Source organism: Streptomyces sp. NPDC059906, from assembly GCF_042730645.1.
In the GTDB taxonomy this organism is placed as follows: Bacteria; Actinomycetota; Actinomycetes; order Streptomycetales; family Streptomycetaceae; genus Streptomyces; species Streptomyces rubrogriseus.
The window spans coordinates 43,976-68,832 of record NZ_JBHWKU010000036.1; the positions used below are offsets into that span (position 1 = coordinate 43,976).

Annotated in this window: 22 protein-coding genes and 3 pseudogenes; 12 read left to right on the forward strand and 13 right to left on the reverse strand. The window is 68.6% G+C overall.

What is annotated here, in order from left to right; all coding sequences use genetic code 11:
- Positions 1-4 precede the first annotated feature (4 nt).
- The 7 genes and pseudogenes from ACFV9J_RS34895 to ACFV9J_RS34925 all read left to right on the forward strand — a co-directional run bounded on the left by ACFV9J_RS34895 (position 5) and on the right by ACFV9J_RS34925 (position 7,691).
- Positions 5-988: a Dyp-type peroxidase gene (locus ACFV9J_RS34895; RefSeq protein WP_385361289.1), complete on the forward strand. Its 984-nt coding sequence runs from the start codon at positions 5-7 to the stop codon at positions 986-988.
- 4 nt (positions 989-992) lie between these two features.
- Positions 993-1,808, forward strand: coding sequence for a family 1 encapsulin nanocompartment shell protein (locus tag ACFV9J_RS34900; protein ID WP_385361291.1), 816 nt, complete (start codon positions 993-995; stop codon positions 1,806-1,808).
- Positions 1,809-2,101: 293 nt separating this feature from the next.
- Positions 2,102-2,733, forward strand: a pseudogene (locus tag ACFV9J_RS34905) (JmjC domain-containing protein); the annotation flags it as partial.
- Positions 2,730-3,752, forward strand: coding sequence for a sucrase ferredoxin (locus tag ACFV9J_RS34910; protein WP_385361294.1), 1,023 nt, complete (start codon positions 2,730-2,732; stop codon positions 3,750-3,752). The pseudogene ACFV9J_RS34905 and the gene ACFV9J_RS34910, both read left to right, overlap by 4 nt.
- Positions 3,753-3,792: 40 nt before the next feature.
- On the forward strand, positions 3,793-4,860 hold the full coding sequence (locus ACFV9J_RS34915) for a tellurite resistance/C4-dicarboxylate transporter family protein (RefSeq protein WP_385361296.1): 1,068 nt from the start codon (positions 3,793-3,795) through the stop codon (positions 4,858-4,860).
- Entirely contained in the window at positions 4,853-7,219 is a 2,367-nt protein-coding gene (locus ACFV9J_RS34920) for a molybdopterin oxidoreductase family protein (RefSeq protein WP_385361299.1), read from the forward strand. Before ACFV9J_RS34915 ends, ACFV9J_RS34920 begins: the two co-directional genes overlap by 8 nt.
- A 13-nt stretch (positions 7,220-7,232) precedes the next feature.
- Positions 7,233-7,691, forward strand: coding sequence for a hypothetical protein (locus tag ACFV9J_RS34925; RefSeq protein WP_385361302.1), 459 nt, complete (start codon positions 7,233-7,235; stop codon positions 7,689-7,691).
- A 30-nt stretch (positions 7,692-7,721) separates the two neighbouring features.
- Here ACFV9J_RS34925 and ACFV9J_RS34930 read toward each other — a convergent pair whose 3' ends face one another.
- The 8 genes from ACFV9J_RS34930 to ACFV9J_RS34965 form a co-directional block, all read right to left on the reverse strand.
- The gene (locus tag ACFV9J_RS34930) at positions 7,722-8,006 is read right to left on the reverse strand and encodes an MGMT family protein (protein ID WP_385361304.1); all 285 of its coding nucleotides are present in this window, start codon (positions 8,004-8,006) and stop codon (positions 7,722-7,724) included.
- A complete protein-coding gene (locus ACFV9J_RS34935; RefSeq protein ID WP_385361305.1) occupies positions 8,003-8,539 on the reverse strand; it encodes a DUF488 family protein in 537 nt (178 codons plus the stop codon). The genes ACFV9J_RS34930 and ACFV9J_RS34935 overlap by 4 nt, the downstream gene beginning before the upstream one ends.
- 8 nt (positions 8,540-8,547) lie before the next feature.
- On the reverse strand, positions 8,548-8,757 hold the full coding sequence (locus ACFV9J_RS34940; protein ID WP_385361308.1) for a DUF2945 domain-containing protein: 210 nt from the start codon (positions 8,755-8,757) through the stop codon (positions 8,548-8,550).
- A 100-nt stretch (positions 8,758-8,857) separates the two neighbouring features.
- On the reverse strand, positions 8,858-9,796 hold the full coding sequence (locus ACFV9J_RS34945) for a LysR family transcriptional regulator (RefSeq protein WP_385361310.1): 939 nt from the start codon (positions 9,794-9,796) through the stop codon (positions 8,858-8,860).
- Positions 9,797-9,837: 41 nt separating this feature from the next.
- Entirely contained in the window at positions 9,838-11,607 is a 1,770-nt protein-coding gene (locus tag ACFV9J_RS34950) for an FUSC family protein (protein WP_385361312.1), read from the reverse strand.
- A gap of 176 nt (positions 11,608-11,783) precedes the next feature.
- Positions 11,784-12,443 carry a hypothetical protein gene (locus tag ACFV9J_RS34955; RefSeq protein ID WP_385361315.1) on the reverse strand — a complete coding sequence of 220 codons (660 nt, stop codon included), beginning with the start codon at positions 12,441-12,443 and terminating at the stop codon, positions 11,784-11,786.
- 81 nt (positions 12,444-12,524) lie between these two features.
- Complete coding sequence (gene fdhD, locus ACFV9J_RS34960; RefSeq protein ID WP_385361318.1) at positions 12,525-13,370, reverse strand: formate dehydrogenase accessory sulfurtransferase FdhD; 846 nt, start codon at positions 13,368-13,370, stop codon at positions 12,525-12,527.
- Positions 13,371-13,549: 179 nt separating this feature from the next.
- Entirely contained in the window at positions 13,550-15,883 is a 2,334-nt protein-coding gene (locus ACFV9J_RS34965; protein WP_385361320.1) for an FdhF/YdeP family oxidoreductase, read from the reverse strand.
- Positions 15,884-16,224: 341 nt separating this feature from the next.
- Between ACFV9J_RS34965 and moaA the strand changes: the two genes are divergently transcribed.
- The gene (gene moaA, locus ACFV9J_RS34970) at positions 16,225-17,205 is read left to right on the forward strand and encodes a GTP 3',8-cyclase MoaA (RefSeq protein ID WP_385361347.1); all 981 of its coding nucleotides are present in this window, start codon (positions 16,225-16,227) and stop codon (positions 17,203-17,205) included.
- Between the two features lie 303 nt (positions 17,206-17,508).
- Positions 17,509-18,264: an AMP-binding protein gene (locus ACFV9J_RS34975; protein ID WP_385361323.1), complete on the forward strand. Its 756-nt coding sequence runs from the start codon at positions 17,509-17,511 to the stop codon at positions 18,262-18,264.
- 132 nt (positions 18,265-18,396) lie between these two features.
- Here the strand turns inward: ACFV9J_RS34975 and ACFV9J_RS34980 are convergent, their stop codons facing one another.
- The 4 genes and pseudogenes from ACFV9J_RS34980 to ACFV9J_RS34995 all read right to left on the reverse strand — a co-directional run bounded on the left by ACFV9J_RS34980 (position 18,397) and on the right by ACFV9J_RS34995 (position 21,384).
- Positions 18,397-18,687, reverse strand: a complete 291-nt coding sequence (locus ACFV9J_RS34980; protein WP_385361325.1) for an SDR family NAD(P)-dependent oxidoreductase — start codon at positions 18,685-18,687, stop codon at positions 18,397-18,399.
- Positions 18,636-18,806: pseudogene (locus ACFV9J_RS34985) on the reverse strand (transposase); the annotation flags it as partial. The gene ACFV9J_RS34980 and the pseudogene ACFV9J_RS34985, both read right to left, overlap by 52 nt.
- Positions 18,807-19,172: 366 nt before the next feature.
- Positions 19,173-20,075 carry an MBL fold metallo-hydrolase gene (locus ACFV9J_RS34990; RefSeq protein ID WP_385361327.1) on the reverse strand — a complete coding sequence of 301 codons (903 nt, stop codon included), beginning with the start codon at positions 20,073-20,075 and terminating at the stop codon, positions 19,173-19,175.
- 22 nt (positions 20,076-20,097) lie between these two features.
- The gene (locus tag ACFV9J_RS34995; protein WP_385361328.1) at positions 20,098-21,384 is read right to left on the reverse strand and encodes an MFS transporter; all 1,287 of its coding nucleotides are present in this window, start codon (positions 21,382-21,384) and stop codon (positions 20,098-20,100) included.
- A 126-nt stretch (positions 21,385-21,510) separates the two neighbouring features.
- Here ACFV9J_RS34995 and ACFV9J_RS35000 point away from each other — a divergent pair, with 126 nt between their 5' ends.
- The 3 genes from ACFV9J_RS35000 (at position 21,511) to ACFV9J_RS35010 (ending at position 23,858) form a co-directional block, all read left to right on the forward strand.
- Positions 21,511-21,720, forward strand: a complete 210-nt coding sequence (locus ACFV9J_RS35000; RefSeq protein ID WP_385361330.1) for a hypothetical protein — start codon at positions 21,511-21,513, stop codon at positions 21,718-21,720.
- On the forward strand, positions 21,707-23,098 hold the full coding sequence (locus tag ACFV9J_RS35005) for an amidase (RefSeq protein WP_385361332.1): 1,392 nt from the start codon (positions 21,707-21,709) through the stop codon (positions 23,096-23,098). Before ACFV9J_RS35000 ends, ACFV9J_RS35005 begins: the two co-directional genes overlap by 14 nt.
- Positions 23,099-23,270: 172 nt before the next feature.
- Positions 23,271-23,858, forward strand: coding sequence for a TetR/AcrR family transcriptional regulator (locus ACFV9J_RS35010; protein ID WP_385361334.1), 588 nt, complete (start codon positions 23,271-23,273; stop codon positions 23,856-23,858).
- A 912-nt stretch (positions 23,859-24,770) separates the two neighbouring features.
- On the opposite strand, the pseudogene ACFV9J_RS35015 reads toward ACFV9J_RS35010, so the two are convergent.
- A pseudogene (locus ACFV9J_RS35015) lies at positions 24,771-24,857 on the reverse strand (IS5/IS1182 family transposase); the annotation flags it as partial.

Genomic DNA, 24,857 nt, shown 5'->3' on the forward strand with positions numbered 1-24,857 from the left:
AACGGTGGTCGAGTCGCAACCCGTACTCGCTCCACCGGCCAAAGCAGCGGTGTTCCTCGTGTGCACCATCACGGCCGGCGGCGAAGAGCAGGTAAGCGCCCTGCTGCAGGACATGGGAGGGCTCAAGCGCTCAGTAGGCTTCCGGGCCCCGGACGGAGACCTGAACTGTGTGGTGGGCATCGGCTCCACCGCCTGGGACCGACTCTTCGATGGTCCCAGGCCGCGCGACCTGCATCCGTTCGTGCCCTTGGCCGGCTCCCGGCACCGCGCCCCCTCCACGCCGGGCGACCTCCTCTTCCACCTGAGGTCCCGACGCATGGACCTGTGCTTCGAGCTGGCCCAGCTGATCGCCGAGCGACTGCGTGGTGCGGCCGTCGTCGTGGACGAAGTGCACGGCTTCAAGTCCTTCGACGAGCGCGACCTGCTCGGCTTCGTCGACGGCACCGCCAACCCCGAGGGCTCAAGGGCGGCACAGGCGGTATTCGTGGGCGACGACGACCCAGACTTCACCGGTAGCAGCTACGTCATCGTTCAGAAATACCTGCACGACCTCACCGCTTGGAACGCCCTGACCACCGAAGCTCAAGAACACGTCATGGGCCGGACGAAGTCGAACAACATCGAGCTTCCCGACGACGTCAAGCCCGTGGACTCCCACGTCGCGCTCAACACCATCACGGACGAGGACGGAAACGAGCGGAAGATCGTACGGGACAACATGCCTTTCGGCCGCATCGGACAACAGGAATTCGGCACCTACTTCATTGGATACGCCCGCACTCCCGAAGTGATCGAACAGATGCTGCGCCACATGTTCCTCGGCGACCGCCCCGGCGTCCACGACCGCATCCTCGACTTCTCCACCGCCGTCACCGGCTGTCTCTTCCACGTGCCGAGCGCGGACTTCCTGGACGATCCGCCCGCCCGGCCGACGGTCGCCGCGACCTCAGACGGCTCTCTCGGCGTCGGCAGCCTCAAAGGAGTCTGATCCCATGGCGACATCCACCCCAACGAGCAACCTGCACCGCGAACTCGCTCCGGTCACCGCGGCGGCGTGGAAGCAAATCGAGGACGAAGCCCGACGCACCTTCCAGCGCAACGTCGCAGGACGCCGCGTCGTCGACGTGACCGGACCGGACGGCCCGGGCCTCGCCGCCGTCGGCACCGGGCACCTCGACCCTGTCGACGCGCCCGCGGCAGGACTCGAGGCCCGGCTGCGCAAGGTGCAACGCCTTGTCGAACTGCGGGTGCCCTTCACCGTCACCCGTGACGCCGTGGACGACGTGGAACGCGGCGCCCAGGACTCGGACTGGCAACCGGTCAAAGACGCGGCCCGTACCATGGCCTTCGCCGAGGACCAGGCCATCTTCGACGGATACCCGGCCGCGGAGATCGACGGCCTACGCACCCGCACTTCCAACCCGGTCCAACGCCTTCCAACCGATCCTCGTGAATACACCGACACTGTCAGCCAGGCCGTGACATCGCTGCGTCAGGCAGGCGTCGAAGGTCCCTACATGCTGGTACTGGGCGCAGATGCCTACACCGCGGTCAATGAGACCTCCGATCACGGCTACCCCATTGCCGCCCACCTCGGCCGACTCCTGGATGCCCCGCCGATCTGGGGACCCGCCCTCCATGGCGCGTTCGTACTGTCCACGCGAGGCGGCGACTTCGAACTGTGGCTCGGCGAGGACCTCGCGATCGGCTACACCCGACACGACGCTCAACACATCGAGCTGTATCTCCACCAGACGCTTACCTTCCTCGTCTACACGGACGAAGCCGTCGCAGCGCTGACCGCCTGAACAAGGGGCGTATGCCTCGGTGAACTGCGTCCTGTGCTGCGATGACGCCTGACTGTGCCCTCCGGAGGCCGATCAGTTCCCGGACAGACCGCTCACCAGACGAACTTGCAGAGTTTCTGGGGCTTCGGCAACTGTCTCCAGGCTGTCGCCCACATGTGCACGATCCTGCTGACGCGCATCACCCTTCCGCAGACCAGGAACCTCGCCCGAATCGATGTTTCCGCTGGGGAGCGTTAACGTGGCTGACAGGGGGATACCCGCGACGAGCTGCCCCGTTCGAGATAGACATTGCGCCAACGGGAGCCCGGCGCTCGGTTGTGGCCGAGGCCACGAAAGGCGACGCCCGCATCGACGCCGTCCTTGAGCCCGGCGACACCCTCTACCCGCCGCGCGGGTGGCTGCACTCCGCCCGGGCGCAGGGCGCGGTCTCCATCCACCTGACCCTGGGCATTCACACCTGGACGCGCTACGCCCTGGCCGAACAGCTTGCGCAGTCGGCCCTCGCCGTGCTGCGGGACGACCCCAAGATGCGCACCACCCTTCCCCTGGGAATCGGAGGACCCGGCGAAGAGATCGGCCTCGTCCGGAGCCTCCTCGTCGCCGCCGTCGAGGAGGCGCACTCCGAGCCGCTGTTCCACCGGGCCCGGCGCGCGCAGGGACGGCCGGCGCGTTGGGACCGCTGGGCCAGTTCGAGGCCATCGAGGGACTGGACCTCGACTCCGCAGTGCGGCTGCGTGACGGCCTGGAGGCGCGTCTGGAAGGGCGGTGCCTGCGTACCCGCGTCGGCTGGCTCGAGTTCCCCCCGAGCGACCTGGCGTCCGTCACCCGCCTGCTCGACGGTGACGTACACACCGCCGGCGACCTCGGCGTCGCACTCGCCGGGAGACTACTGCGGGCGGGCGTACTGGTGCCCAGCGAACCGTGACGCCCGAGACGGCTGCGCCCGGTCCCTTCTTCTGCTCCGACGCCGCCCGCACCCGCGGCGACCCTCTCGCAGGCACGGCACCGTACGGCGGCGTCTGGATCCTCATCGAATACCGGGGAGGTTGGCCGGCCAACGGGTTCGACGGTCTCGACCTCCAGCCTCACGTCAAAGCACATGTGTACCGCGCCGTGCAAGCGGTGCGAGCTCGGGTCCTCCTGGTGAGGCGACACGGACGTCGCACGGCCATTGCGTCGACCGATCGCTGGGCCGTGCTGCGGTACAACCGTTTCGGGGCCCACCGACAGAGATGGGGCACCTGGCGCAGAGACGAGGATTTGACAGAGGTCGTCGAAGCTCTCGCCGCACCAGGTGAAGCGGGTCTCCCGCCCGTTGTCCTTGTCTGTGCGCACGGTCAGCACGACCCCTGCTGCGCGGTGCGCGGGCGTCCCGTCGCACGTGCGCTGAGCGAGAGGTGGCCGGACCTCGTGTGGGAGTGCGCGCACGTCGGCGGCGACAGGTACGCCGCGAACGTTCTCATCGCCCCCGACGGCGTCTACTACGGCGGTCTCGACGCCCGGTCGTGCGTCGAGACGGTCGGGGAGCACCTGGCCGGCCGGATCCACGCCGAGCACCTGCGGGGGTACACGGACCTCATTCCGCCACAGCAGGCCGCCGTCGCGGCCGTCCTCCAACTCGCCGGACCGGCGGGCCGGCAGGACTACGCGGTCACCGAAACGTCGCGCAACGGCGACCGCTGGCAGATTCGCATCGAGGGCCGCCCGCCCCGCGCGGCCCGCTTTGATGTCGAGGTATCAGCGCAGGGCGAGCCCGTCATGTGTCCTGGACGGCGGTTTACGCGACCACCGCGGTGGCCCGGAGGAGTGCGACACCGCCTGGCCTGTCGACGGCGGAGTGCTGAAGCCTCGCGAAACGGGAACCGGCGCCGTTCACTTCACTCCGAGATGCGGTACGCCGCTCTATATCGCAAGAATTTGAATCGGGTCATTGCTTTTGAATGAGGTGCCGTGTGCCAGAAGTCCCGGGTTCGGAGGAGAACCGGTGAGCAGGCATGCCCGGCTGGCTGTCGCCGGCCTGAACCCCGGCTATGCGGCATTGGTCATGGCCACGGGCATCGTCTCCACCGGCCTTCACCTCTTCGGCTGGAGCCTCCTGTCCGACATCCTGCTCGTTGTGGGCGCTGTGGCCCTCGCCGTACTCCTCGTGGCTTACACCTGGAGACTCATCTCCTTCCCACAGCGGGTGGTGGCAGACGCTCAGGACCCCGCCCGGGGCTTTGGGTACTTCACCGTCGTGGCCGCGCTCAACGTCCTGGGCATGCGTCTGGCTCTCGAGTATCACTGGCTCGTTTGCGCGGTACTCGCACTGGTAAGCGTTCCGCTGTGGCTGGTGTTCACCTATGCGGTTCCCGGTGCCATGGTGGTGGGCCACCGGAAGAATCCGGTGCTGCCTCGCACCAACGGCAGTTGGTTCCTGTGGGTGGTGGGCACGCAGTCGCTCGCCGGTGCGACCGCGACGGTCGCGGCGAAGGACTCGGACCTGACGTCCTCGCTGGCGCCGCTGGCGGTGGCCTTCTGGGGCATCGGCGTGGTGCTGTATCTGATGCTGGTGGGCCTGGTCACCGTGCGTCTGCTCGACGACCCGGTCACGCCGCACGCGCTGAGCCCCACGTACTGGGTCTACATGGGCGCCACCGCCATCAGCGTGCTCGCCGCCGCCGCGATCCTGGCCCTGCCCCCGAAGCTGCCCGTGCTGGTGGCCACCCGGCACGTGGTGTCCGGTCTCGGTTTCCTGCTGTGGGCGTTCGGTACCTGGTGGATCCCTCTCCTGCTCGCCTTTGCGGCGCGTCGTCACCTGGTGAGCAACGAACGGGTCGGCTACGACCCCACACTGTGGAGCATGGTCTTCCCCCTGGGCATGTACGCCGCGGCGAGCGCGAGCTACGGCCGGGCGACCGGACTCGACTTCATGGTCGACATCGCCCGGGTGGAGGTATGGATCGGCTTCGCCGCATGGATCGCGGTGGCGATCGCCATGGTCAAGGCATTCATTCAGCCCGAGAGGAAGCACTCGGACGCAGCCACACGAGAGGACAACAGGCATGGTTAGCGATCGCATCGCGGACATCTGGGGGCCGAGCACCCCGCACACCGCGGGTACACCGTGGCCCCGGCGCGTGGACCAGTACCTGATCGACGGGGTGGGCGAGGCCGACGTGGACACCTGGGTGCGCGGCGCGTGCCTGCTGTGCTCCAACGGCTGCGGACTGGAGGTCGCCGTCCGAGACGGCCGCATGGTCGGTGTCCGGGGACGGGCCGAGGACCGGATCAACCACGGCCGCCTGGGACCCAAGGGCCTGTACGGGTGGCAGGGCGAGCAGCACGACCGCCTCACCATGCCGTTGATCCGCGAGGGTGGGCGACTGGTCGAGACGGACTGGGAGACCGCCATGAGCCGGGTGGTCGAGCGTTCGCGTTCGCTGCTGGACGGCAAGGGCCCGCTCAGTCACGCCTTCTACACGTCCGGTCAGCTGACGATCGAGGAGTACTACACGCTGGCCGTGATCGGCAAAGCGGGTATCGGCACCCCGCACATGGACGGCAACACCCGGCTGTGCACGGCCACCGCGGCCTCAGCCTTCCAGGAGAGCTTCGGCTCGGACGGGCAGCCCGGCTCGTACTCGGACGTCGACAGCTGCGACGCGCTGTTCCTGTTCGGGCACAACGTCGCCGAGACCCAGAGCGTGCTGTGGGCCCGGATGCTCGACCGGCTGGAGGCGGCCGACCCTCCGCGGCTGGTGTGCGTCGACCCCCGTCGGACCAAGGTCGCGGAACGGGCCACCGTCCACCTGCCGATCCGCAACGGCACCAACCTCGCCTTGATGAACGCCCTGGTCCACGAGCTGATCGCACACGACTGGGTGGACCGCGACTACGTCGACGCGCACACGGTCGGCTTCGAACAGCTCGACGCGCTGACCCGCGAGTCGACCCCGGAGTGGGCCGCCGACATCTGCGGCGTTCCCGCAGACGACATCCGGGCGGCCGCCGAGATCTTCGGTACGAGCGAGCGGGTGGTCTCGACCTGCTCGATGGGCTACTACCAGTCCCACCAGGCCACCGCCGCCTCCTGCCAGGTCAACAACCTGCACCTGCTGCGCGGCATGCTCGGCCGCCCCGGTGCGGGCATCCTCCAGATGAACGGCCAGCCCTCCGCGGAGAACAACCGCGAGGCCGGCTGTGGTCCCGCACTCCCCGGATTCCGCAACTGGGACAACCCCCACCACGTGCGCGAGCTGGCCGAACTGTGGAACGTCGATCCCATGACCATCCCGCACTGGTCTCCTCCCACCAACGCCAACGAGATCTTCCGCTACGCGGAGCAGGGCTCCGTCGGCTTCCTGTGGATCGCCGGCACCAACCCGGCCGTGTCGATGCCGGACCTCGCCCGGATCCGCCGCATCCTCGCCGGCGACCAGTGCTTCGTCGTCGTCTCCGACGGCTACCGCACCGAGACCACCGAACTCGCCGACGTGGTGCTGCCCGCGGCGCTGTGGGCGGAGAAGACCGGCACGTTCACCAACGTCGACCGCACCGTCCACCTCCAGGAGAAGGCCGTCGAACCACCCGGCCAGGCCCGGGCCGACCAGGCCGTCTTCACCGACTACGCCCGCCGCCTCGGCCTCACGGACAAGGACGGCCGCCCGCTGCCGGCCTGGGACACCCCGGAGCAGGCATTCGAGGCGTGGAAGGCGGCCAGCGCCGGACGCCCGTGCGACTACAGCGGACTGACCTACCAGAAGCTGCACGACGTCGGCGGCATCCAGTGGCCCTGCACCGGGCAAGCACCCGAGGGCACCGAACGGCTCTACACCGAAGGCGTGTTCAACACCGACGTCGACACGTGTGAAACCTACGGCCACGACCTGGCCACCGGCGCACCGGTCGGCGAAACCGCCTACCGCGCGCGTCGCGTCGAAGGCCGCGCCATCCTCAAGACCACCGCCTACGAGCACGCCTTCGAGGAACCCGACGACGCCTACCCGCTGCGCCTGACCACCGGCCGCACCGTCTACCACTGGCACACCCGCACCAAGACCCGCCGCAGCCGGCAGCTCAACGACGCCGCCCCCTCGATGTGGGTGGAGCTCTCCGAACCCGACGCCCGGCGGCTCGGTGTCGACGAGGGCGACCTGGTGCGCGTCACCTCCCGCAGGGGCAGCATCGAGGCCCCCGCCCGTATCTCGCACATCCGGGAGGGCGTCGTCTTCGCACCATGGCACTACGGGGACAGCAGTACCGCGGCCAACGAACTCACCCTCACCGGCTGGGACCCTGTCTCCAAACAACCGGAACTGAAGGTCGCCGCGGTCGCCGTCGAACGGATCGCCGCCGGCGACGGGCCCGCACCGGCGCCGATCCACACGGCCTCCGCGCCGGTCCGCCCCCTCGACACGGCCCGTGACTGAAAGGCATCACCTCATGCACCTCGTGACCTACCTGGGCCTCCAGCGCACCAGCGAAGCCACCCTGAGCAGCAGCTTCACGGTCGTTTCCGAAGGCCACATCGCCGATGCCGACGTCCACTGGGCCGCCGCGCGCTTCGCCCGCCAGTGCGCTGCTCACTCCCAGGCGCTGGACCCCGTCCTGGCCCGCCTCGACGAGCCGGACGAGTCGGCACCCGAGCGCCTCCACGTCCAGGGCATCACGGCCGCCCGGTCGGGCCCTGCCGGGTTGCTGCGCGACCTGCTGGACCTCTACCAACTCGTCAACCTCGTCGACATCACCTGGCACCTCGTGGCCCAGGCGGGCAATGCCCTGCGCGACCATGAGCTCCTTCAGGCCATCGACGCTTGCTCGGCCGAGACCACGGCCCAACTCGACTGGCTGCGGATGCGCATGAAGGCGGCCGCGCCACAGACTCTGCTCGTGGCCACCTGACATCCCTCACCCGCAGAGCGACGGTGGGCGTCAGGGCGTCCAGTGGTGGCGGGCTCGGGCCATGTCCACGCGTGTCCCGCGCATCGGCGTTCCCTCGTCCCGCAGAAGGACCGGCGCCCGCCCGCCGTGGCAGGAGGGCGGCGTCCCGTCCGCGTACACGACACGCCACCACGGCACGTCCTCGTCCAGCAGACTCATGGCCCGACCCACCTGCCGTGCACCGACACCGGTCCGTTGACCGACGTCACCGTAGGAGGCCACGGCACCCGCGGGGATCGAGCACACCGCGTCCCGGACCTCGTCGACGAAGGTCACGGCACCTCCGCGGCGGGCGGTGGGTAGGTGAGGTGGCCGTCGCGGACCCGTGCGTGCTCGTTCAGGACCGCCGGCTTCGTGCCCGTCCGCGACATGATGTGCACGACCTCCACCCCGGCGACCAGCAGCGCGTCAGTGATCAGCCGGCGGTGGCAGCGCCACGGCACCGCCTCGCTGCACATGATCGCGGGCCGCTCGTGCCGCGCCAGCCCGATCAGCTCGTCCAGGCCCTCCGCGAATTCTTCCCCCGCCATGTAATCGGCGTAATCACGGAAGGCCTTTACTCGCCATGCACCATTTGCACTCGGGACCCCCTTGGGGGTGTGCCGCCGACCGCCGAGCCGAGGGATCCAGAGATATTTGATGTCGGGCGGCAGGTTCATTTCGACAGTGGACTGGTTCCACTGGGGATGTTTCCTCGACGAAGGGTAGGAGCGCACATCGACCAGGCAGGTGATGTCATGGCTGCGCAACATGTCCAGCACCTCGTCGAATCCACGTGTCGAATGCCCGATCGTGTAGACCCGGCTCACGTCGGTCCCTACGCTTTCTTCAGCGCTCCACCCTTGTGCATGGCGACATGATCGGTCTTGTCGCTCTTAATTTCGTACTGTGGGTCGTCCGGCGAGCAGTGGCGCGTATAGCCCTTGAATTGCACATCGCGGGTGTGTTTCTTGGTGATGACGCCTTCGACGTATCCGGCCTCGGAGTTCCAGCGCACGTGGTCTCCCACGGAAAAATCGTCCGTCATGTGAGGTCTCTCCGTTCCGTTCCCCGGCCGACGGGATGCGCGGGATGCGGCATCTCGACTCTGATACGCCTTCCAGATTCTCACGCGGGCAGGGTGGCGGCTATCCGGTGAACGGTTCGGCTGCCGAGCGGTGGGGGAGAAGCTCCAGGGCGGACGCCACGTCCGTGTGTCTGGCGACCTCCAGCAGGGCTCGAGCCATGGTCGAACCCGGCTCCCGCGCGGTGACCACAAGCCCCACTGGCACCGTACGCGCAGGTTCGATCAGTGGTACCGCCTGCATTCCGTGGGGGATTCCGAAGACGTGCAGCCATGTGTGCGGCACGATGCTGGCCCACCGGGCCGTCCTGACGTGGGCGAACAGCGTGGCCACCGAATCGGTTTCGATCCGGGGCGAGGGGCGCAGCCCGATCTCGTTGAACAGTGCGTCGATGACGCGCCGGCCCTGCATGGCCCCGTTGAGCAGGCACAGTGGCAGCCGCGAGGCCTCTTCCCAGGTCGCCGAGTCTCGGTGCGCCAGCCCGTCGGCGACATGTGTGAGCAGTACATGGCGCTCCTCGTAGAGAGGCACGGCGCGAAAGTCGGCGGGCAGGTTCTGAACGTAGGTGATTCCCGCCTCGATCTCGAAGTTGAGCAGTTGCCGGAGAATGTCCTGGGACTGGAGATCGGCCTGAACCTCTACCGTCACCAGGGGGTGCAGGGCGCAAAAAGGCGCTGTGAGGAGGGGAACCATCCCTGAGGCGGTTGGTACGGAGCCGATGCGCATGGTGCCGCTCAGCCCGGTCCGGAGGGCGCCGACCTCGTCTCGGAGTGCGTCACGGTCGGCCAGGATGCGCTGGGCCCAGATGACGATGCGTTCGCCCTCGGGAGTGAGACCTTCGTACTTGCGGCTCCGCCGGACCAGTGGAACATCCAGCTCCGCTTCCAGCTTCCGGATCGCCTCGGACAGTGCGGGCTGGGAGACGTGGCAGGCATGGGCGGCATGCGCGAAGTGGCGCTCCCTCGAAAGGGCGACCAGATACTCAAGTTGACGAAATAGCACGTTGTGGGTTTACCCGAGCAGGGGCGGAAAAGCGAACGGAGTCACGTCCACGGCTGACTGTGCAGCTTCTCCAACAGGACGTATGCGCTCTCTTCCGCCGCCGCGACCTCGGCGGGGTCCAGTCCGGCGGGCCACAGTTCTCCGGCGGCCGCATCGTCCGCCTCGCGCAGCTCCACCACAGCCGAGGCCAGTGCCGCCTGGACGGCGGGTGAAGGTCTCGACGTGCTCCCGAGCGCCGACGCGGCACGTTGCGTCGCTCTCCTGCACGCCGCGAGGGCCCGTTCGGTCCGCAGGGCGGCGTGGTCGTGGACGACCGCCATTGCGCAGAGCAGGCCGACGACGATCCCCAGAAGGCTGCCCAGCAGCCGGTGCGCAACCAGTTCGCCGGGGGGTGCCGGTTCGGCGAGATCGCTCAGCAGGAGCGCGATCGGGGTGATGAACACGACCCCCAGGCCGTAGTTGCGCACCACGATGTACTCCAGCAGGAACTCCATGAGCACGATGACCACGGCGAGCGCGACGGGAGTGGGGTGCAGGGCCAGGACGGCGAGGGCGAGCAGTACTCCGAAGACCGTCCCGACCGTGCGCTGTACGGCTCGCTGGGCGGTGGTCCTCAGGTTGACGGAGTGCAGTACAGCGGCTGCCGAGATGGCCGCCCAGTATCCGTGCTGCAGGCTCAGGAGCGCGGCCAGCCCGCCGGCGGCAGCGGTCCCCAGAGCCATCCGTAGCGCGGGAATGGCCAGGACGGCGACGTGATCCGGAACGCCGAGGCGGCGCAGGCCCAACAGCTCGGCCGTCCGAAGGGAGACGGGGTCGGCCGATGCCGATGTCTTCGCGGGTCCCGTCGCCAACCTTCCTCGTCTGCCGTGCTGCGCCGGCCACGGCAGCTCGGGCAGCAGGAGAGGAGCCTTGCGACGTCGGTCTGTCAGGATCCGAGCCTGCCGGCGCAAGAGGACGGCAGTACGGGCCGGGTCGGTGAGCGCACGGCGGGCTGAGCCGATCAGCATGGACCAGGACAGGTGGCTCAGCCGCACGAAGGCACAGGCGCCGTTCTGCTGCAGCGGTTCCGTGCCAGGTATGAGCCCCAGCGAACGGTAGGCACGCAGTACGGCGTGGGTCGCCAGGTGCCGAGCCCGGCTCGCCACGGCCCCGGACGGGGCGACCAGCAGATCGGCCACGGCCCGCAGAGCCGCGGCCACGGCCAGCTGTTGCGGGCGGTCGGGGTGGAGGAACCATCCCGCCATGGCGAGCGCCCAGGCTGCTACGGCGCCTGCGGCGGCCAGTGCGGTCTGGGGGAGCACATCCGCCCAGGTCGAGGGGTCATTTGCTGCCACGGCGAACGAGAAGAGCAGCATGACCGCCCCCAGCCCGCTGAGCTGTGTCGCATCGCAGGCCAGTTTCGCCATGCCGGCGACGACCCCGGTCGCCGCCACCACGACCGCGTCGCCCGCCCCGCCCGTCCACGGCCGGGCCCAGACACCCAGCAGCGAACCGCAGCCCACGCATGCGGTCATGGCCACAGCAACGACTGCGAGCGCACGAGCGCGCCGACCGTAGGGAAGGTTGCGGCCGAAGGTGGTCGTAAAGCCGCCCAGCATGGCGTACACGGCGAGGTCGGGACGTCCAGCCTCGGTGAGGGGCAGTGCGAGCCACCCCATGGCCAGTGCCGAGCGCACTGCGAAGAGAGGGGCACCGTCTGTCGCGTGCAGGACGACGACCCCGCGGGGCGTCAGTGTGTGGATCGCGTCGGTCGTGAAGCGCCGGTAGCCGTGCCGGGAAATGGTCCGAAGGACGTGGTGGGGGGTGAGCATGTTCGGCAGGTCACCCGACTCGGTCGGGCTGGTCCCGCCAACGGGAGACGGAACGGCGCGGGAACGGCTGCCGCACGGATTGAACGGACAGGGGCACCATGACCTCGGGGGCGGGTGAAGAGAGGCTTTCGGACATCGAATGACGCGGTTGGTCGGGTCTCGCCAGGCCTTGTGGTTCAGCCTGCGGCGGCCGCCTCCCGGATGTCCTGGTGGGTGTGGTCCATGACCTCACCCATGTCGTCCGTCGCCGGGTCGAGTCCCGCTGCACGCGGGGCCACCCGCCGCAGACAGTCGGTCGTCGCCAGCGCCAGGTCGACCGCCTTTCCCTGCTGACCGTCGCCCAGCAACTCCTCGATGTTGAACGAGAGTCCGGCCAGCGTCTCGTCGTCGGTCTCTGGCACCAGATAGCCGCTGAGGCCCGCCGGATACGGTTCCCGCTGCCGGTACTCGCGCAGAGCCGTGACGACGGCCGGGTTCTCGCTGTACTGGTCGAGGAGTCCCATCAGGACGTACAGCCGTGCCACCAACTGTGGGAGACCGGGGTAGTGGTCGAGCCAGCCGATGAGCTCGCGCTGACCGCCGAGGTCGTCGATGAACCGGGTCATGGCCTCGGCGAGCGTGTTCGGCTGGGACCAGTGGGTCGGCAGTTGCTGTGCCACCTGCTGCGCCAGTTCCCGCTGGTCCGCCGGGGAGAGCGGCCCGGCCTCGAAAGCGGTGACCAGTTCCTGGTCCACGCCGAAACCGGCGGGTGCGGACGTGCCCTCGACGGCACGGGACACGTCCCGCCGGATGCGCAGCAGTTCGTCGCCGATCTTGCTCAGCGGCTTCTCCCTCATGGAATCCTCCCAGTTCAGAGTGTGCATCCAACACCCTGGCCCCCGGTTCGGCCGGGCGCGCGCTGATAGTGACCATGTGGGCTAGGAGACGCGTACGCGGTGTTCCGGGCGCACGCGTTCGGTGCCGGCGTAGATGTTCATCGAAGTACCACGCAGGAATCCGACGAGGGTCAGCCCGTTCTCGGCGGCCAGATCCACCGCAAGCGAGGAGGGGGCGGAGACAGCCGCGAGCATGGGAATTCCTGCCATGAGCGCCTTCTGTACGAGCTCGAACGAAGCCCGGCCGCTCACCATGAGTACCGACTCCCGCAACGGAAGCATGCCCGAGCGCAACGCGTGGCCCACGACCTTGTCCACGGCGTTGTGCCGGCCGACGTCCTCGCGCAGGCACAGCATCTCTCCGTCGGCGGTGAAGAGCCCGGCGGCGTGAAGGCCGCCAGTGCTGTCGAAGACGCGCTGCGCCGCCCGCAGGCGGTCGGGAAGGGCGGTGAGCATCTCCGGTCCGATGCGCAGAGGGTCGTCGGCGACGGTCCACGTGGTCCGGGTGCGTACCGCGTCCAGGCTGGCTTTGCCGCACAGCCCGCAGGACGACGTGGTGTAGAAGTTTCGTTCCAGCGACGCGTCAGGGGCGGCGACACCCGGGCCCAGGGCCACGTCCACCACGTTGTAGGTATTGCCGCCGTCCGATGTGGCGCCCGCACAGTAGCGGATGCCCGCCACGTTGTCGGCCGTGCACACCACGCCCTCGCTCACCAGGAATCCGGCGGCGAGGTCGAAGTCGTCGCCCGGAGTACGCATGGTCACGGTCAGCGGACGTCCGCCGACCCTGATTTCCATCGGCTCCTCGGTGGCCAGGGTGTCCGGGCGGTACGAGGACGTCCCGTCCCTGAACCGCAGCACCCGTCGCCGCTCGGTCACTCGTCCCATGTCTCGTTTCCTTCGTGCAGTGTGGCCCGGCCGCTTCTGCGGATGGGGGGCATGCGGTCGGTAGGGCGACGCACAAGGGGAAGGTTCCCTCAGCTACCCGGTGATGATCGTCAAGCACAGCCGAGCGGCCCAACGGAGGCCGTACACGCACTGCCGGCCGGCAACCTCCGCCCCAACGGTCATACGTGCGTTCGAGTCTCGTCCGTAGGGCCGTGCGCGTTGCCGTCACCGGGTTGTGCGGGTTCCAGACGGACCACCACGCCCTTGGAGGTGGGGCAGTTGCTGATGTCGGCGACGCTGTCCAGCGGGACCAGTACGTTGGTCTCGGGGTAGTACGAGGCGGCGGAGCCGCGGCTGGTGGGGTAGGCGACCACCCGGAAGCTCCGGGCGCGACGCTCCGTTCCGTCGTGCCAGACGCTCACCAGGTCCACCTCGTCGCGGTCCGTGATGCCAAGGGCGTCCAGGTCGTCCGGGTTGACGAGAACGACCCTACGGGCGTTGTGGATGCCTCGGTACCGGTCGTTGGGAGCGTAGGGGACGGTGTTCCACTGGTCGTGCGAACGCAGGGTCTGCAGGAGCAGATGCCCGTCGGGCACGTGCGGCACGGTGAACGCATTGCTGGTGAACACGGCCTTCCCACTGAGGGTCGGGAAGACCCGGTCGGCGACGGGATTGGGCAGGCGGAAACCGCCGGGCCGGGCCACGCGGGCATTGAAGTCCTCGAAGCCCGGCACGACCCGGGATATCCGGTCGCGGATCGTGCCGTAGTCCGCCTCGAAGTCCTCCCACGGCAGCGGCGGCGTGCTGCCCAGGGTCCTGCGGGCGAGCCGGCTGACGATCGCCACCTCGCTCAGCAGATGCGGGGACGCCGGCGCCAGCTTCCCCCGGGAGGCGTGCACCTCGCTCATCGAGTCCTCGACCGTGATGAACTGCTCGCCTGTCGCCTGGACGTCCCGGTCACTGCGACCGAGGGTCGGCAGGATCAGGGCCGTGTCCCCGCACACGGTGTGCGAGCGGTTGAGCTTGGTGGATATGTGGGCGGTGAGCCGGCACCCGCGCATGGCGGCCTCGGTCCGCGCGCTGTCGGGTGCCGCTCTGACAAAGTTGCCGGCGACGCCGAGGAACACCTTGGCTCGGCCCTCGTGCATAGCCCGGATGCCGTTGACCGCGTCCATGCCGTGGTGGGCGGGCGGGGCGAATCCGAACTCCTGCTCCAGGGAGCACAGGAATTCCTTCGGCATCTGCTCCCACACCCCCATGGTGCGGTCGCCCTGCACGTTGCTGTGGCCGCGCACGGGACACGCGCCAGCACCCGGACGGCCAAGGCTTCCACGGAGCATCAGGAAGTTGATGACCTCACGGATCGAGGGGACCCCGTGCTTGTGCTGGGTCAGACCCATCGCCCAGCACACGATGATGCTCCGGCTCTCCAGCACCCGGTCGACCACGCTCTCGATCTCCTCGCGCGCCAGCCCGGTCGCCCTGAGCGTGTCCTCCCAGGTGACCCGCCGTGTGTGAGCGGCGAACTCCTCGAATCCGGTCGTGTGGGTCCGGATGAAGTCGTGATCGAGTACGGTCCCCGGTGCTACTTCCTCGGCGTCCAGCAGTAGCCGGTTGAGGGCCTTGAAGAGGGCAAGATCTCCGCCCGCGCGGATGTGCAGGAACTGGTCGGCGATCCGTGTGCCGCGGCCGATCACGCCCCGCGGGCGCTGTGGATGCTTGAAGCGCAGCAGCCCTGCCTCCGGCAGCGTGTTGACGGCGACGACCCTTCCGCCGTTGCGCTTGGTCTCCTCGAGGGCCGAAAGCATCCGCGGGTGGTTGCTGCCCGGATTCTGGCCCACCACGAAGACGAGGTCGGAGCGGTGGATGTCGTCCAGGGAGATGGTGCCTTTGCCGGTGCCGAGGGTCTCCTGCATCGCAAACCCGCTGGACTCGTGGCACATGTTGGAACAGTCGGGCAGGTTGTTGGTGCCGTAGGCGCGGGCGAAGAGCTGGAGAAGGAAGGCCGCCTCGTTGTTGAGCCGGCCGGAGACATAGAAGAGGGCCTCGTCGGGGGAGTCCAGCCCCCGGAGTTCCCTGGCGAGCAGGTCGAACGCGGCGTCCCAGCTGACGGGCTCGTAATGGGTGGCGCCAGGCCGCTTGGCCATGGGCTCGGTGAGCCGTCCTTGCTGGTTGAGCCAGTAGTCGGACTTGGCGTCCAGCTCGGCGATCGAGTACTGGCGGAAGAAGTCACGGGTGATGCGCCGCGAGGTGGCCTCGTCGGTGATGTGCTTGGCGCCGTTCTCGCAGTACTCGTTGAGGTGCCGCTTGCCTGGTGCGGGCTCGGGCCAGGCGCAGCCGGGGCAGTCGATGCCCTTTCCCTGGTTGATGTTCAACAGCGTCAAGGCTGTGCGGCGCACCGATGTCTGGCCCAGGGCGTACTCCAGCGCATGCGTCACCGCGGGCACGCCAGTCGCCCAGGTCTTGGGCGAGCTGACGTGAACGTCGTCGACAGGGTCCTCGTTGCTGCTCATATCTGCTCTGCCTCTTCTTCCATAACCCTTGTGAGAACGCAGCCCTGCGGCACGAGCACGAAACCCACACCCGCATTCACTCACTGTGCCCGAAAGTAGCTTTCATCTGTCCCCCAGAAGTTGTCAAAGAGGTGATCTCGATGAGGTGATAAGAGGTGCTTATCGGCCGATGGGCATAGCGTGCAGACGCCAGGTTCGTCTGCGGGGCTCGGGGCAGACGCGGCGTGCCGTCTCGAGTCAGGTTCTCTCGTATCGTGAATTCGACGACGTACCAGCTCTGCAATCAGAGGAAGAAGGCAGTCCCAGTGTCCCTACCGACCTTCGACCATCGTGGTGAGGCTCTGACGGACCGTTTTGGTCGCGTCCACACGGATCTGAGGGTCTCTCTCACCGACCGGTGCAATCTGCGGTGCACCTATTGCATGCCGGCAGAGGGCTTGGACTGGATGCCCAAGGAGGACGTGCTCACCGACGACGAGATCGTCCGTCTGATCGGAGTCGCCACCCGGCGTCTAGGCATCACGGAAGTCAGACTGACCGGTGGTGAGCCGCTGCTGCGCCGGGGCCTGCCCCAGCTCGTCGCCCGCCTCACCGCTCTCGACCCTGCCCCTGAACTGTCGCTCACGACCAACGGTGTCGGTCTGGCGCGCAGCGCGGTCGCCCTGCGCGCGGCCGGGCTGCGCCGGGTCAACGTCAGCCTCGACACGCTTCGCCCGGAGCGCTATGCCGTCCTCACGCGCAGGCACCGACTGGCCGACGTGTTGGACGGACTGCGCCTGGCCCGTGATGTGGGGCTCGCCCCGGTCAAGGTCAACGCTGTCCCCATTCGTGGAGTCAACGACGACGAGGTCACCGACCTGGCCGCCTTCGCCACCGAGCACGGGTACCGAATGCGGTTCATCGAATCGATGCCGCTGGACGCGCAGGGGGAGTGGCAACGCGACGCAATGATCACCGCTGAAGAGATTCTCCAAAGCCTCACCGAACGCTTCGAGTTGCTGCCCATCGGCCGACGGGACAACGCACCGGCAGAAGAATGGCGCATCGCCGGGACAGACTCAGTGATCGGAATCATCGCCAGCGTCACCCGCCCGTTCTGCGGCAACTGCGACCGTGTGCGGCTTACCGCCGACGGACAGTTGCGCAACTGCCTGTTCGCCACCAAAGAGTCCGACCTTCGGGCTCTTCTGAGGAACGGTGCCGATGACACCGCACTCGAAGCAGCCTGGCGAACCTGCATCAGCGGCAAAGGACCCGGCCACGCCATCAACAGCCCCGATTTCAGCCGACCGGAACGGCCTATGTCAGCCATTGGTGGCTGACAAAGACGCTCTGAGCTCGTCCGGATGATCTGGACTCCCCCCCCGTCACGATCGTCGCCGCGGCAGGCTGCCTGATGACGGTTCACCCGTCGTTGACCTTCCTCAGCCGCTGCTTTACCTGCGGCGGCGAGCAAGCCGGCCTCTTGAGCGCTCGACTCCGGACAAGCGCCTGCAGTGCCGCCCTGACGGGGACGTTGTCGGCGGGAACAAAGGTGCCTGTCATCCTGCCCATGGTGCCCCGGACCGGCCGTAGTGGAGATCGATCCCGATGGAGGATGGCCGTGTGCATGAGAGTGAACCGACGTGAGCAACGTCGCCACCGCCATGGTGGAAGCGGCTGAGCAATTTCCGAAGCGAATCGCAGTCCAGGATGAGGGCCGCGCCCTGACCTACGCCGAGTTGGACGAACTCAGCGCACGGGCCGCCGGCGGGCTGCTGGCCCATGGAGTGGGCCGCGGCGACCGCGTGGGGCTGAGGCTGCCGCACACGGCGGCCTTCACCGTGCTCTGCTTCGGAGCACTGCGTGCCGGAGCGACAGTTGTGCCGCTGTTCCCGCAGACCCGGAGAGCAGAGACGAGGCCACAGAGCGACGCCTTGAGCGCGAGGGTCGTCTTCGCCGACCCCGAAGCGATGGAGATCCCGGACAATGACGCGGGTGGCACGACGGCTGTTCCGGCAGGACGCGACTTCCTCGACCAGCTTGCCCTCTGGCCCCAGCATCACGCTGTTGCAGACCGTACAGATCAGGACACGGCAGTTGTGGCTCCCGCTAATGGAACGCGAACAACCGAGCGGTCTGCGGCTGTGCTGAGCCATCGCTCGCTGCACAGCATCGCCCGCACCGTCAGTCTGCTGATCAGCCGGGCCGCCATACACGACAGACAAGGCAGACCTGCTCACTCTTCTTTCCCCTTCGGCCAGACGTACGGCCTGCAGGCGGCGCTCCTCGCTGGAGCGTGCCTTCCCGGTTGTTCACCCATGGGGCGGAGGACCAACGGTTCGGTCTCCCCAGAAGGCCGCCTTGTGCTGGTTGATGGCTTTGTGAAAGGTGATGCTTGAACCGCAGACGATTTGGTAGTCCCTGGACGCCATATCCAGGCTTCTTGAGGCGTGTCCACGCACACGCGGGGCGTTGGCGGTGCGTGCCCCGAAGACGCGATGTCCTTCGGGGCGCGCGGCAGGGGTGCGGGTTCAGGCGTTGTAGCCGCCGTGGGCGTCCAGCACCGCGCCCGTGACGTACGACGCGGCGGGGCTCGCCAGGAACGCGATCGCCGCGGCGATTTCGTCGGGGTGCCCCATGCGTTGCAGGGACAGCGAGCTGAGCAGGGCCTTGAGGGTGTCGGGGTCCGGCGGTTGCATGCCGCCGTCCATCAGCCCGGCTTCCACGACGTTGGCCGTGATGTCGCGGGGCCCGAGGTCCCGTGCGACCCCCATGGTGTACCTCTCGATGCCTGACTTGGTCGCCGAGTAGTCGGCCGCCACAGCACCCCGTTGACCACCTGCCGGTGATCACGCCACGGACGACCACGCCCATCCAACCGCGGCAACGGGGGCTCTATTCGCTCCCATGCCGCATCCGTCAAATCACCTCGACCTGCCACAAGATCAATGATCAGAGTGCCCGTGCTCGGACTCCCGCGCGGGGCCCGTCACGAAACGACTCAGCCGGTAAGCGGTCGGCAGCCCCAGGCGCCCGCACAGCGTGTCGATCCGGATCATCGACCCGTCGACTCCTGCCTCCCGAAGACGGCGCAACCGCGTACGCATCTCCGCCTGATCCCGTGTCTCAACGACCACTTCCCACTGTCCCGCGTCCGGCGCGGTGCGAGCAGCAAGCCGCTGCCGCGCGTCCTCCTGCCGCCGCCTTCTCTTCCCCTGCCCTGGCACCTGCCCAGAATCACCGGCCGGCGTCAGGACAGCAAGGCATTTGGACTCCGGTGGCGTTGCGGATGAAGGTGAGGGCGGCATCAGGAAGCGGGGACGGGCTCCAGCCGGAAGGCGTCCCCATGGGCGACCACGCGGCCGGCGGTGGGCGGTGCGAAGTGGGTGCCGAGGAGGAGGGTGTCCGTGCCGACGAGGGAGCCGAGCAGCTTGCGGCGGGTGGCCTCGGATTGCCGCGGGTCGATGTCGACGCAGGCGCCGATGGCGGGGTGGGCGAGCTGGACGGGGTGGTGGACGCAGTCGCCGGAGATCAGCGCCGTTTCCCCCTGGCTGGTCAGTTCCACCGCGACGTGGCCGGGGGTGTGGCCGGGTGTCGGGATCAAGCGCAGGCCGGGGGCGATCTCGGCTCCCTTGCGCGGGACGTCGACCGTGCTCAGCAGACCCGCCTGTTCGACCGGGATCACGGAGTCGCGGAACATCTGTTCGCGCGCCTCCTCCATGTCGTACGTGGCCCAGAACTCCCGCTCGGTGCGGGAGGTGAGGTAGCGGGCGCTGGGGAAGGTGGGGACCCATTCGCCGTTCACCTGCCGTGTGTTCCAGCCGACGTGATCGGCGTGCAGGTGAGTGAGGATCACCAGGTCGACGGAGTCCGGGGGGAAACCGGCGGCGGTGAGGCGCTCCAGGAAGTCGGTCCGCAGGTTGTGCCAGGCCGGGTTAGTCCGCTCCTTGCCGTTGCCGATGCCGGTGTCGACGAGAACGCGCAGCCCGTTCACGACGAACGCGAAGCTGTGGCTGTCGATGTGCAGGATCCCGTCCCGGCCGGCGAAGTGGGGGTGCAGCCAGTTCTGGGCGGTCACCACCTCAGGGGTGGCATCGGGCAGCAGCCAGGGTCCGGTTGCGGGCGGCAGGGCGACTTCGTCGACGCGGTGGACGGTGACGCCGCCCACGGTCCAGGAGGGAATGGGAGTGGCGGCGGGGGAGGTGTGCATCGTGTCGGTTCCTTTGTTCTCTTCAGTGGGAGCGGTCGGCTTCGGGGCGGGCCGCCCCGCGTCGTGACGCGGTGAGCGCCGCCAGGGCCGCCAGGGCGAGGAGAGCTGCGGTGATGGAGTAGGCGTGTGAGGTGGTCCCCAGCCCGTAGTGCTGGGTAGCGGCGCCCGCAGCGACGGCGGGCAGGCTCATGGAGAGGTAACTGAGGATGTAGTAGGCGGCCAGTGTCGCGGCGCGGTCCCGCTCGTCGAGCGAGGCGAGGAGCATGCGCAGCACCCCCTGGGAAACGGCGCCGAAGGCGATGCCGGCCAGTGCCGCGCCGCCGTAGACGGCGGGCAGCCCGGTGCCGTGCAGACCGCTCAGGGTCAGGGCCGCGGCAGGCAGGACGGACATGCAGCCGCCAATCGCCGTGGCACGGGGCGGCCTTCGCCGCAGCGCCCATACGGTGAGCGCGGCGGTGGCGCTGAGGGTGAAGAAGACCATGCCGCGGGCTGTTTGCGGGGCGTCGGGGGCCACCAGGTGTACGAGGGCCGGGCTGAGGGAGGAGTAGAAGCCGCCCAGCGCCCAGACGGCGCCGACAGCGACGCCCGCGGCCAGCAGAGTGCGGCGGGCCGGGAGCGGGATGCTGACCCGCGGGCGCAGCGACGGCAGCGCTCCCGCGTGGCGGTGGGCCGTCTCCGTGGTGAAGGTGGCCGCGATCGCCTGGGCGAGGAACAACGCCGCCAGCAGTACGTAGACGGTGACCGTGGGGGTGGGGGCGAAACGGACGAGCAGGGTGGAGACGAGCACGCCGGTAGCCATGCCGGCGACCGGGGTGACGCTGTTGGCCAGGGCGGACCGGCCCGGGCGCCGGGGGTTTTCCAGGTCGAGGAGCGCCGCGCCCGCGGCGCTTGTGGCCGCGCCCGTGGCCGCTCCTTGCAGGACCCGGGCGATGGCCAGGGAGCTTGCGCCGTCCGCTGAGGCCAGAAGGACCATGGAAGCAGCCGCGATGAGCAGGGCGCCTGCCAGGACGGGGCGTCGCCCCAGGTGGTCGGAGAGCGCTCCGGTGGTGAGCAGGGCCAGCAACAGGGCCAGGGCGTACGCGCTGAAGACCACGGTGACGGCGAGCGCGGAGAGGCCCCACTGGTCCTGGTAGAGAGGGTAGAGCGGGGTCGGAGCGCTGGACGCGGCCAGCAGGGCCGCGAGTATCGACACGTTGAGGGCGAAAGAAGCCGTGCGTGTGCGCCTCCCCGCACGGGTGCGGGTGGCCTGGTGAGCGACGTGCGCGGGCGCGTCGGTCACCGCGGGTGCGTCGGACATGACGTCGGGCATGGGACTCCCCGTAAATGCAACGTATTTGCTTTAGCTCGACCATAGGCCTACGGTCGGGCTAAAGCAAACTGTTAGCTTTTAGTGCGGGGCGCTTCGTTGCCATGCCCCCTGACCAGGAGAAACCGCATGCCCTCCGCTGAACTCACACCGCCCGAGGCTGCCCGCTGGGCCGCCCGTGCCGGACTTCCTCTGCCCGATGACCGCCACGCCGCGGTCGCCGCCACCGCCAACCACATCCACTCCGTCGTCGCGGTCCTGCGCGAGCTGGACTGCGGGGACACCCCGCCCGCCAGCGCCTACCGCGCCGGAAAGGAGAAGCACGATGCAGCCGTATGAGCTGACCCTGGCCGACGCCGCGCAGCAGATCCGGGCCCGCCGGCTGTCTCCCGTCGAGCTGGTGGACTCGGTCCTCGACCGCATCGACCAGGCGGACCCGCACGTCGAGGCGTACGTCGCGGTCACCGCTGAGCAGGCCCGCGGCGCGGCGCGGGAGGCCGAGCAGGAAGCGGCCCGCGGCGTGTTCCGGGGACTGCTCCACGGCGTCCCGGCCGGGCTCAAGGACGTGATCGATGTCGCCGGTTCGGCCACCAGCGCCAGTTCCCGGGTCCGGGCCGGCCACCGCGCCGCCGCCGACAGCACGGTCGCCGCCCGGCTACGGGCCGCAGGCTCCGTCCTGGTCGGCAAGACCCACACCCACGAGTTCGCCTACGGCCTGATCACCCCGCAGACCGGCAACGCCTGGGACCGCGGCCGGGTCGCGGGAGGCTCCAGCGGCGGGTCCGCCGTCGCGGTGGCGGCCGGGGCGGCGACCTTCGCTCTCGGCACCGACACCGGTGGGTCGATCCGGGTTCCCGCCGCGCTGAACGGGGTCGTCGGCTTCAAGCCGACCTACGGGCTGGTGCCACGCCACGGCGTCACGTCGCTGTCCTGGTCACTGGACCACGTCGGACCGATCACCCGCACCGTCGAGGACGCAGCCCTGGTCCTGACCGTCCTCGCTGGGCACGACCCGCGTGACCCCGCCTCGCTGGACACCCCCGCCGTCGACTACCGGCCGGAACGGGAGCCGGACCTGGCGGGAGTGCGCGTCGGGGTGCCGCGCAATTACTACTTCGACCATGTCGACGCGGAGGTGGAGACCGCCGTCCGCCGGGGCATCGCGCAGCTGGAGACGCTCGGCGCCCATCTTGTCGAGATCGACATCCCGATGACCAGGTACGTCCAGGCCACCCAGTGGGGGCTGATGGTGCCGGAGGCCACCGCCTACCACGAGGGCACGCTGCGTACGGTCCCCGAGCTGTACCAGGCGGACGTCCGCATCCTCCTGGAGGCCGGTGAGCTGATGGGCGCGGGCGACTATCTGCGTGCCCAGCGCTCCCGGACGCTCATGCAGGAGGAATGGGCCCGCATTCTGGAGAAGGTCGACGTGATCGCCGCCCCGGCGGTCCCGATGGCCGCGGTGAAGGCCGGTCAGGAGAGTGTCAACTGGTCCGACGGCTCGACCGAGGCCGTCTCCGACGCCTACGTGCGTCTGTCCTCCCCGGCCAACATCACCGGAGTACCCGCCCTGTCCGTCCCGGTGGGCCACGACACGGCGGGCATGCCGATCGGCATGCAGCTGCTCGGACGGCCCTTCGGCGAGCGGCAGCTGCTGCGGGTGGGCCACGCCTACGAGCGGACGCAGTCTGCCCGACCGCTCGCGCCGACCGCCTGAGAACGCCATACGGGCCGGGCCGGAAACGTCCGGCCCGGGCCCGTATGCGTTCGGCTCCGGTCGGGACCAGGACCGGATGCCCGCAGCGAGGAGACCGGCAAGGGGCCCCTGGCGCCCCCGTCGAGCCGGCACGCTCCTCCTAAACGCAATATCCGTGCTTTAAGGTGGAGTCATGAGTCGCAAGCCGATGGCGCGCCCCGGCGGGCGCAGTGCACGGGTCCAGGCTTCGGTGCACACCGCTGTCCGCGAAATCCTGTCGGAGCAGGGCCGCGACGCGGTGACCGTCCCTCTGGTCGCCCAGCGCGCCGGAGTCACCCCTTCGACGATCTATCGCCGCTGGGGCGACCTTCAGGAGCTGCTGTCGGACGTCGCGGTGGAGCGCCTGCGGCCCGACACAGCGCCGGAGAACCACGGCGACCTGCTGTCCGACCTGACGGCCTGGGTCGAACAGTTCCTCGACGAGATGTCGTCTCCCTCCGGCCGCGCCTACATCCGTGACGCTCTGCTCGGCGATCGGGACGGCAGCAACGCCGGCCAGTGCTCGGCCTACGCAGCCGAACAGATCGACGTCATGCTCGCCCGCGCGATCGGTCGCGAGGAGGAAACTCCCGACGTCGAGACGGCGATGGATCGCGTGGTCGCCCCCATGATGTACCGCATCCTCTTCCGCCCGGCCGGACTCGATGCCGCGTACGCCCGTCGGCTCGTGACCGAGCTCCTCGATGCCAGTAACAACACGTCGGGGGCGAAGTCGGCGTAGAGAAGGCGCGTCAGCTCAAGCCGGGACTCGTAGGCGACGTGGTCGCGCATGGTGGAAGACCAGTGCGTTCCCCAGTGGTGCTTCTGCCCGTAGCGCCAGCGGAACGTACGCAACGGCAGTGAAGGCCTGCAGACATCCGCGCCTGTCGTCGACCAGGCCAAGCCTTCGTCGATCTCCCCATCCGCACGACGGAGACTCACCGAAACTTCGCTGACGACCGGATTATTATGTGGAATCGGATTTGTCAAGCTTGTTGCGATTTGCCCTGTCGGACTTCGACGATCGGTAGGGCAGTGGCACCTGCGGCAAGGTCGAGCTGGCGAGGCGTCGGACCGGCAGGCGTGGGGGCGTCGGCGAGCCGGTCGAGAAGTCGGTTGAGGGCGGCCTGCCCGTCGTCGACGGCTGCTTGCTCGCCCTCGGTGAGCGGGATCGACGCCCGCATCCTCTGCAAGTTGCCCTTGGCTTCGAGGAGGTGGGCCCTGCTGGACTCCTTCGGAGTGTAGAAATCGCAGCGTGCGCAGGCCATGCGGTGCTGGCACTGTTCGAAGAAGCTATAGGTGCAGTAGCCGTGGCCGAGGTCGTAGTGCTGCCAGGGCTCCCCGGCCGCGGCGGCACCGGAGGTGACGGCATCCCGGTCGACGAGGACCTCGATGGTGCGGACGTTGCGGGAGAGTATCCGGCGTCGTCGTAGGCTCGGGTCAGCGTCGTGGTGCTGATCTTCGCGTAGAACCGTGTGGACTGTGGCGAGCGATGGCCGAGCCAGGCTTGCAGCTCGAACAGTGTCATCGGCTCCTTGGCGTTGTGGAGCTGACTGGCGATCGTGCAGCGGGCCCGGTGGCTGGTGATGTTCCCTCGGACATCGGCGGCGGGGACGCCGGCCTTGCGGCAAAGCATGGGGATCACGGAGCTCTTTCAGCGTTGCCGCTCCAGGGTGAGGACGGCAGCAGCGATTGACGTCATTCGATTCGGGCTGCACCGGGATCTGCGGAAAATGCGCCA

Coding starts and splice junctions, on each gene's coding strand:
- ACFV9J_RS34990 (WP_385361327.1), bottom strand. CDS start 20,075: ATGCACACCTCCCCCGCCGCCACTCCCATTCCCTCCTGGACCGTGGGC.
- ACFV9J_RS34955 (WP_385361315.1), bottom strand. CDS start 12,443: ATGAGGGAGAAGCCGCTGAGCAAGATCGGCGACGAACTGCTGCGCATC.
- ACFV9J_RS35000 (WP_385361330.1), top strand. CDS start 21,511: ATGCCCTCCGCTGAACTCACACCGCCCGAGGCTGCCCGCTGGGCCGCC.
- ACFV9J_RS34920 (WP_385361299.1), top strand. CDS start 4,853: ATGGTTAGCGATCGCATCGCGGACATCTGGGGGCCGAGCACCCCGCAC.
- ACFV9J_RS35005 (WP_385361332.1), top strand. CDS start 21,707: ATGCAGCCGTATGAGCTGACCCTGGCCGACGCCGCGCAGCAGATCCGG.
- ACFV9J_RS34950 (WP_385361312.1), bottom strand. CDS start 11,607: ATGCTCACCCCCCACCACGTCCTTCGGACCATTTCCCGGCACGGCTAC.
- ACFV9J_RS34940 (WP_385361308.1), bottom strand. CDS start 8,757: ATGACGGACGATTTTTCCGTGGGAGACCACGTGCGCTGGAACTCCGAG.
- ACFV9J_RS34900 (WP_385361291.1), top strand. CDS start 993: ATGGCGACATCCACCCCAACGAGCAACCTGCACCGCGAACTCGCTCCG.
- fdhD (WP_385361318.1), bottom strand. CDS start 13,370: ATGGGACGAGTGACCGAGCGGCGACGGGTGCTGCGGTTCAGGGACGGG.
- ACFV9J_RS34925 (WP_385361302.1), top strand. CDS start 7,233: ATGCACCTCGTGACCTACCTGGGCCTCCAGCGCACCAGCGAAGCCACC.
- ACFV9J_RS35010 (WP_385361334.1), top strand. CDS start 23,271: ATGAGTCGCAAGCCGATGGCGCGCCCCGGCGGGCGCAGTGCACGGGTC.
- ACFV9J_RS34965 (WP_385361320.1), bottom strand. CDS start 15,883: ATGAGCAGCAACGAGGACCCTGTCGACGACGTTCACGTCAGCTCGCCC.
- ACFV9J_RS34995 (WP_385361328.1), bottom strand. CDS start 21,384: ATGCCCGACGTCATGTCCGACGCACCCGCGGTGACCGACGCGCCCGCG.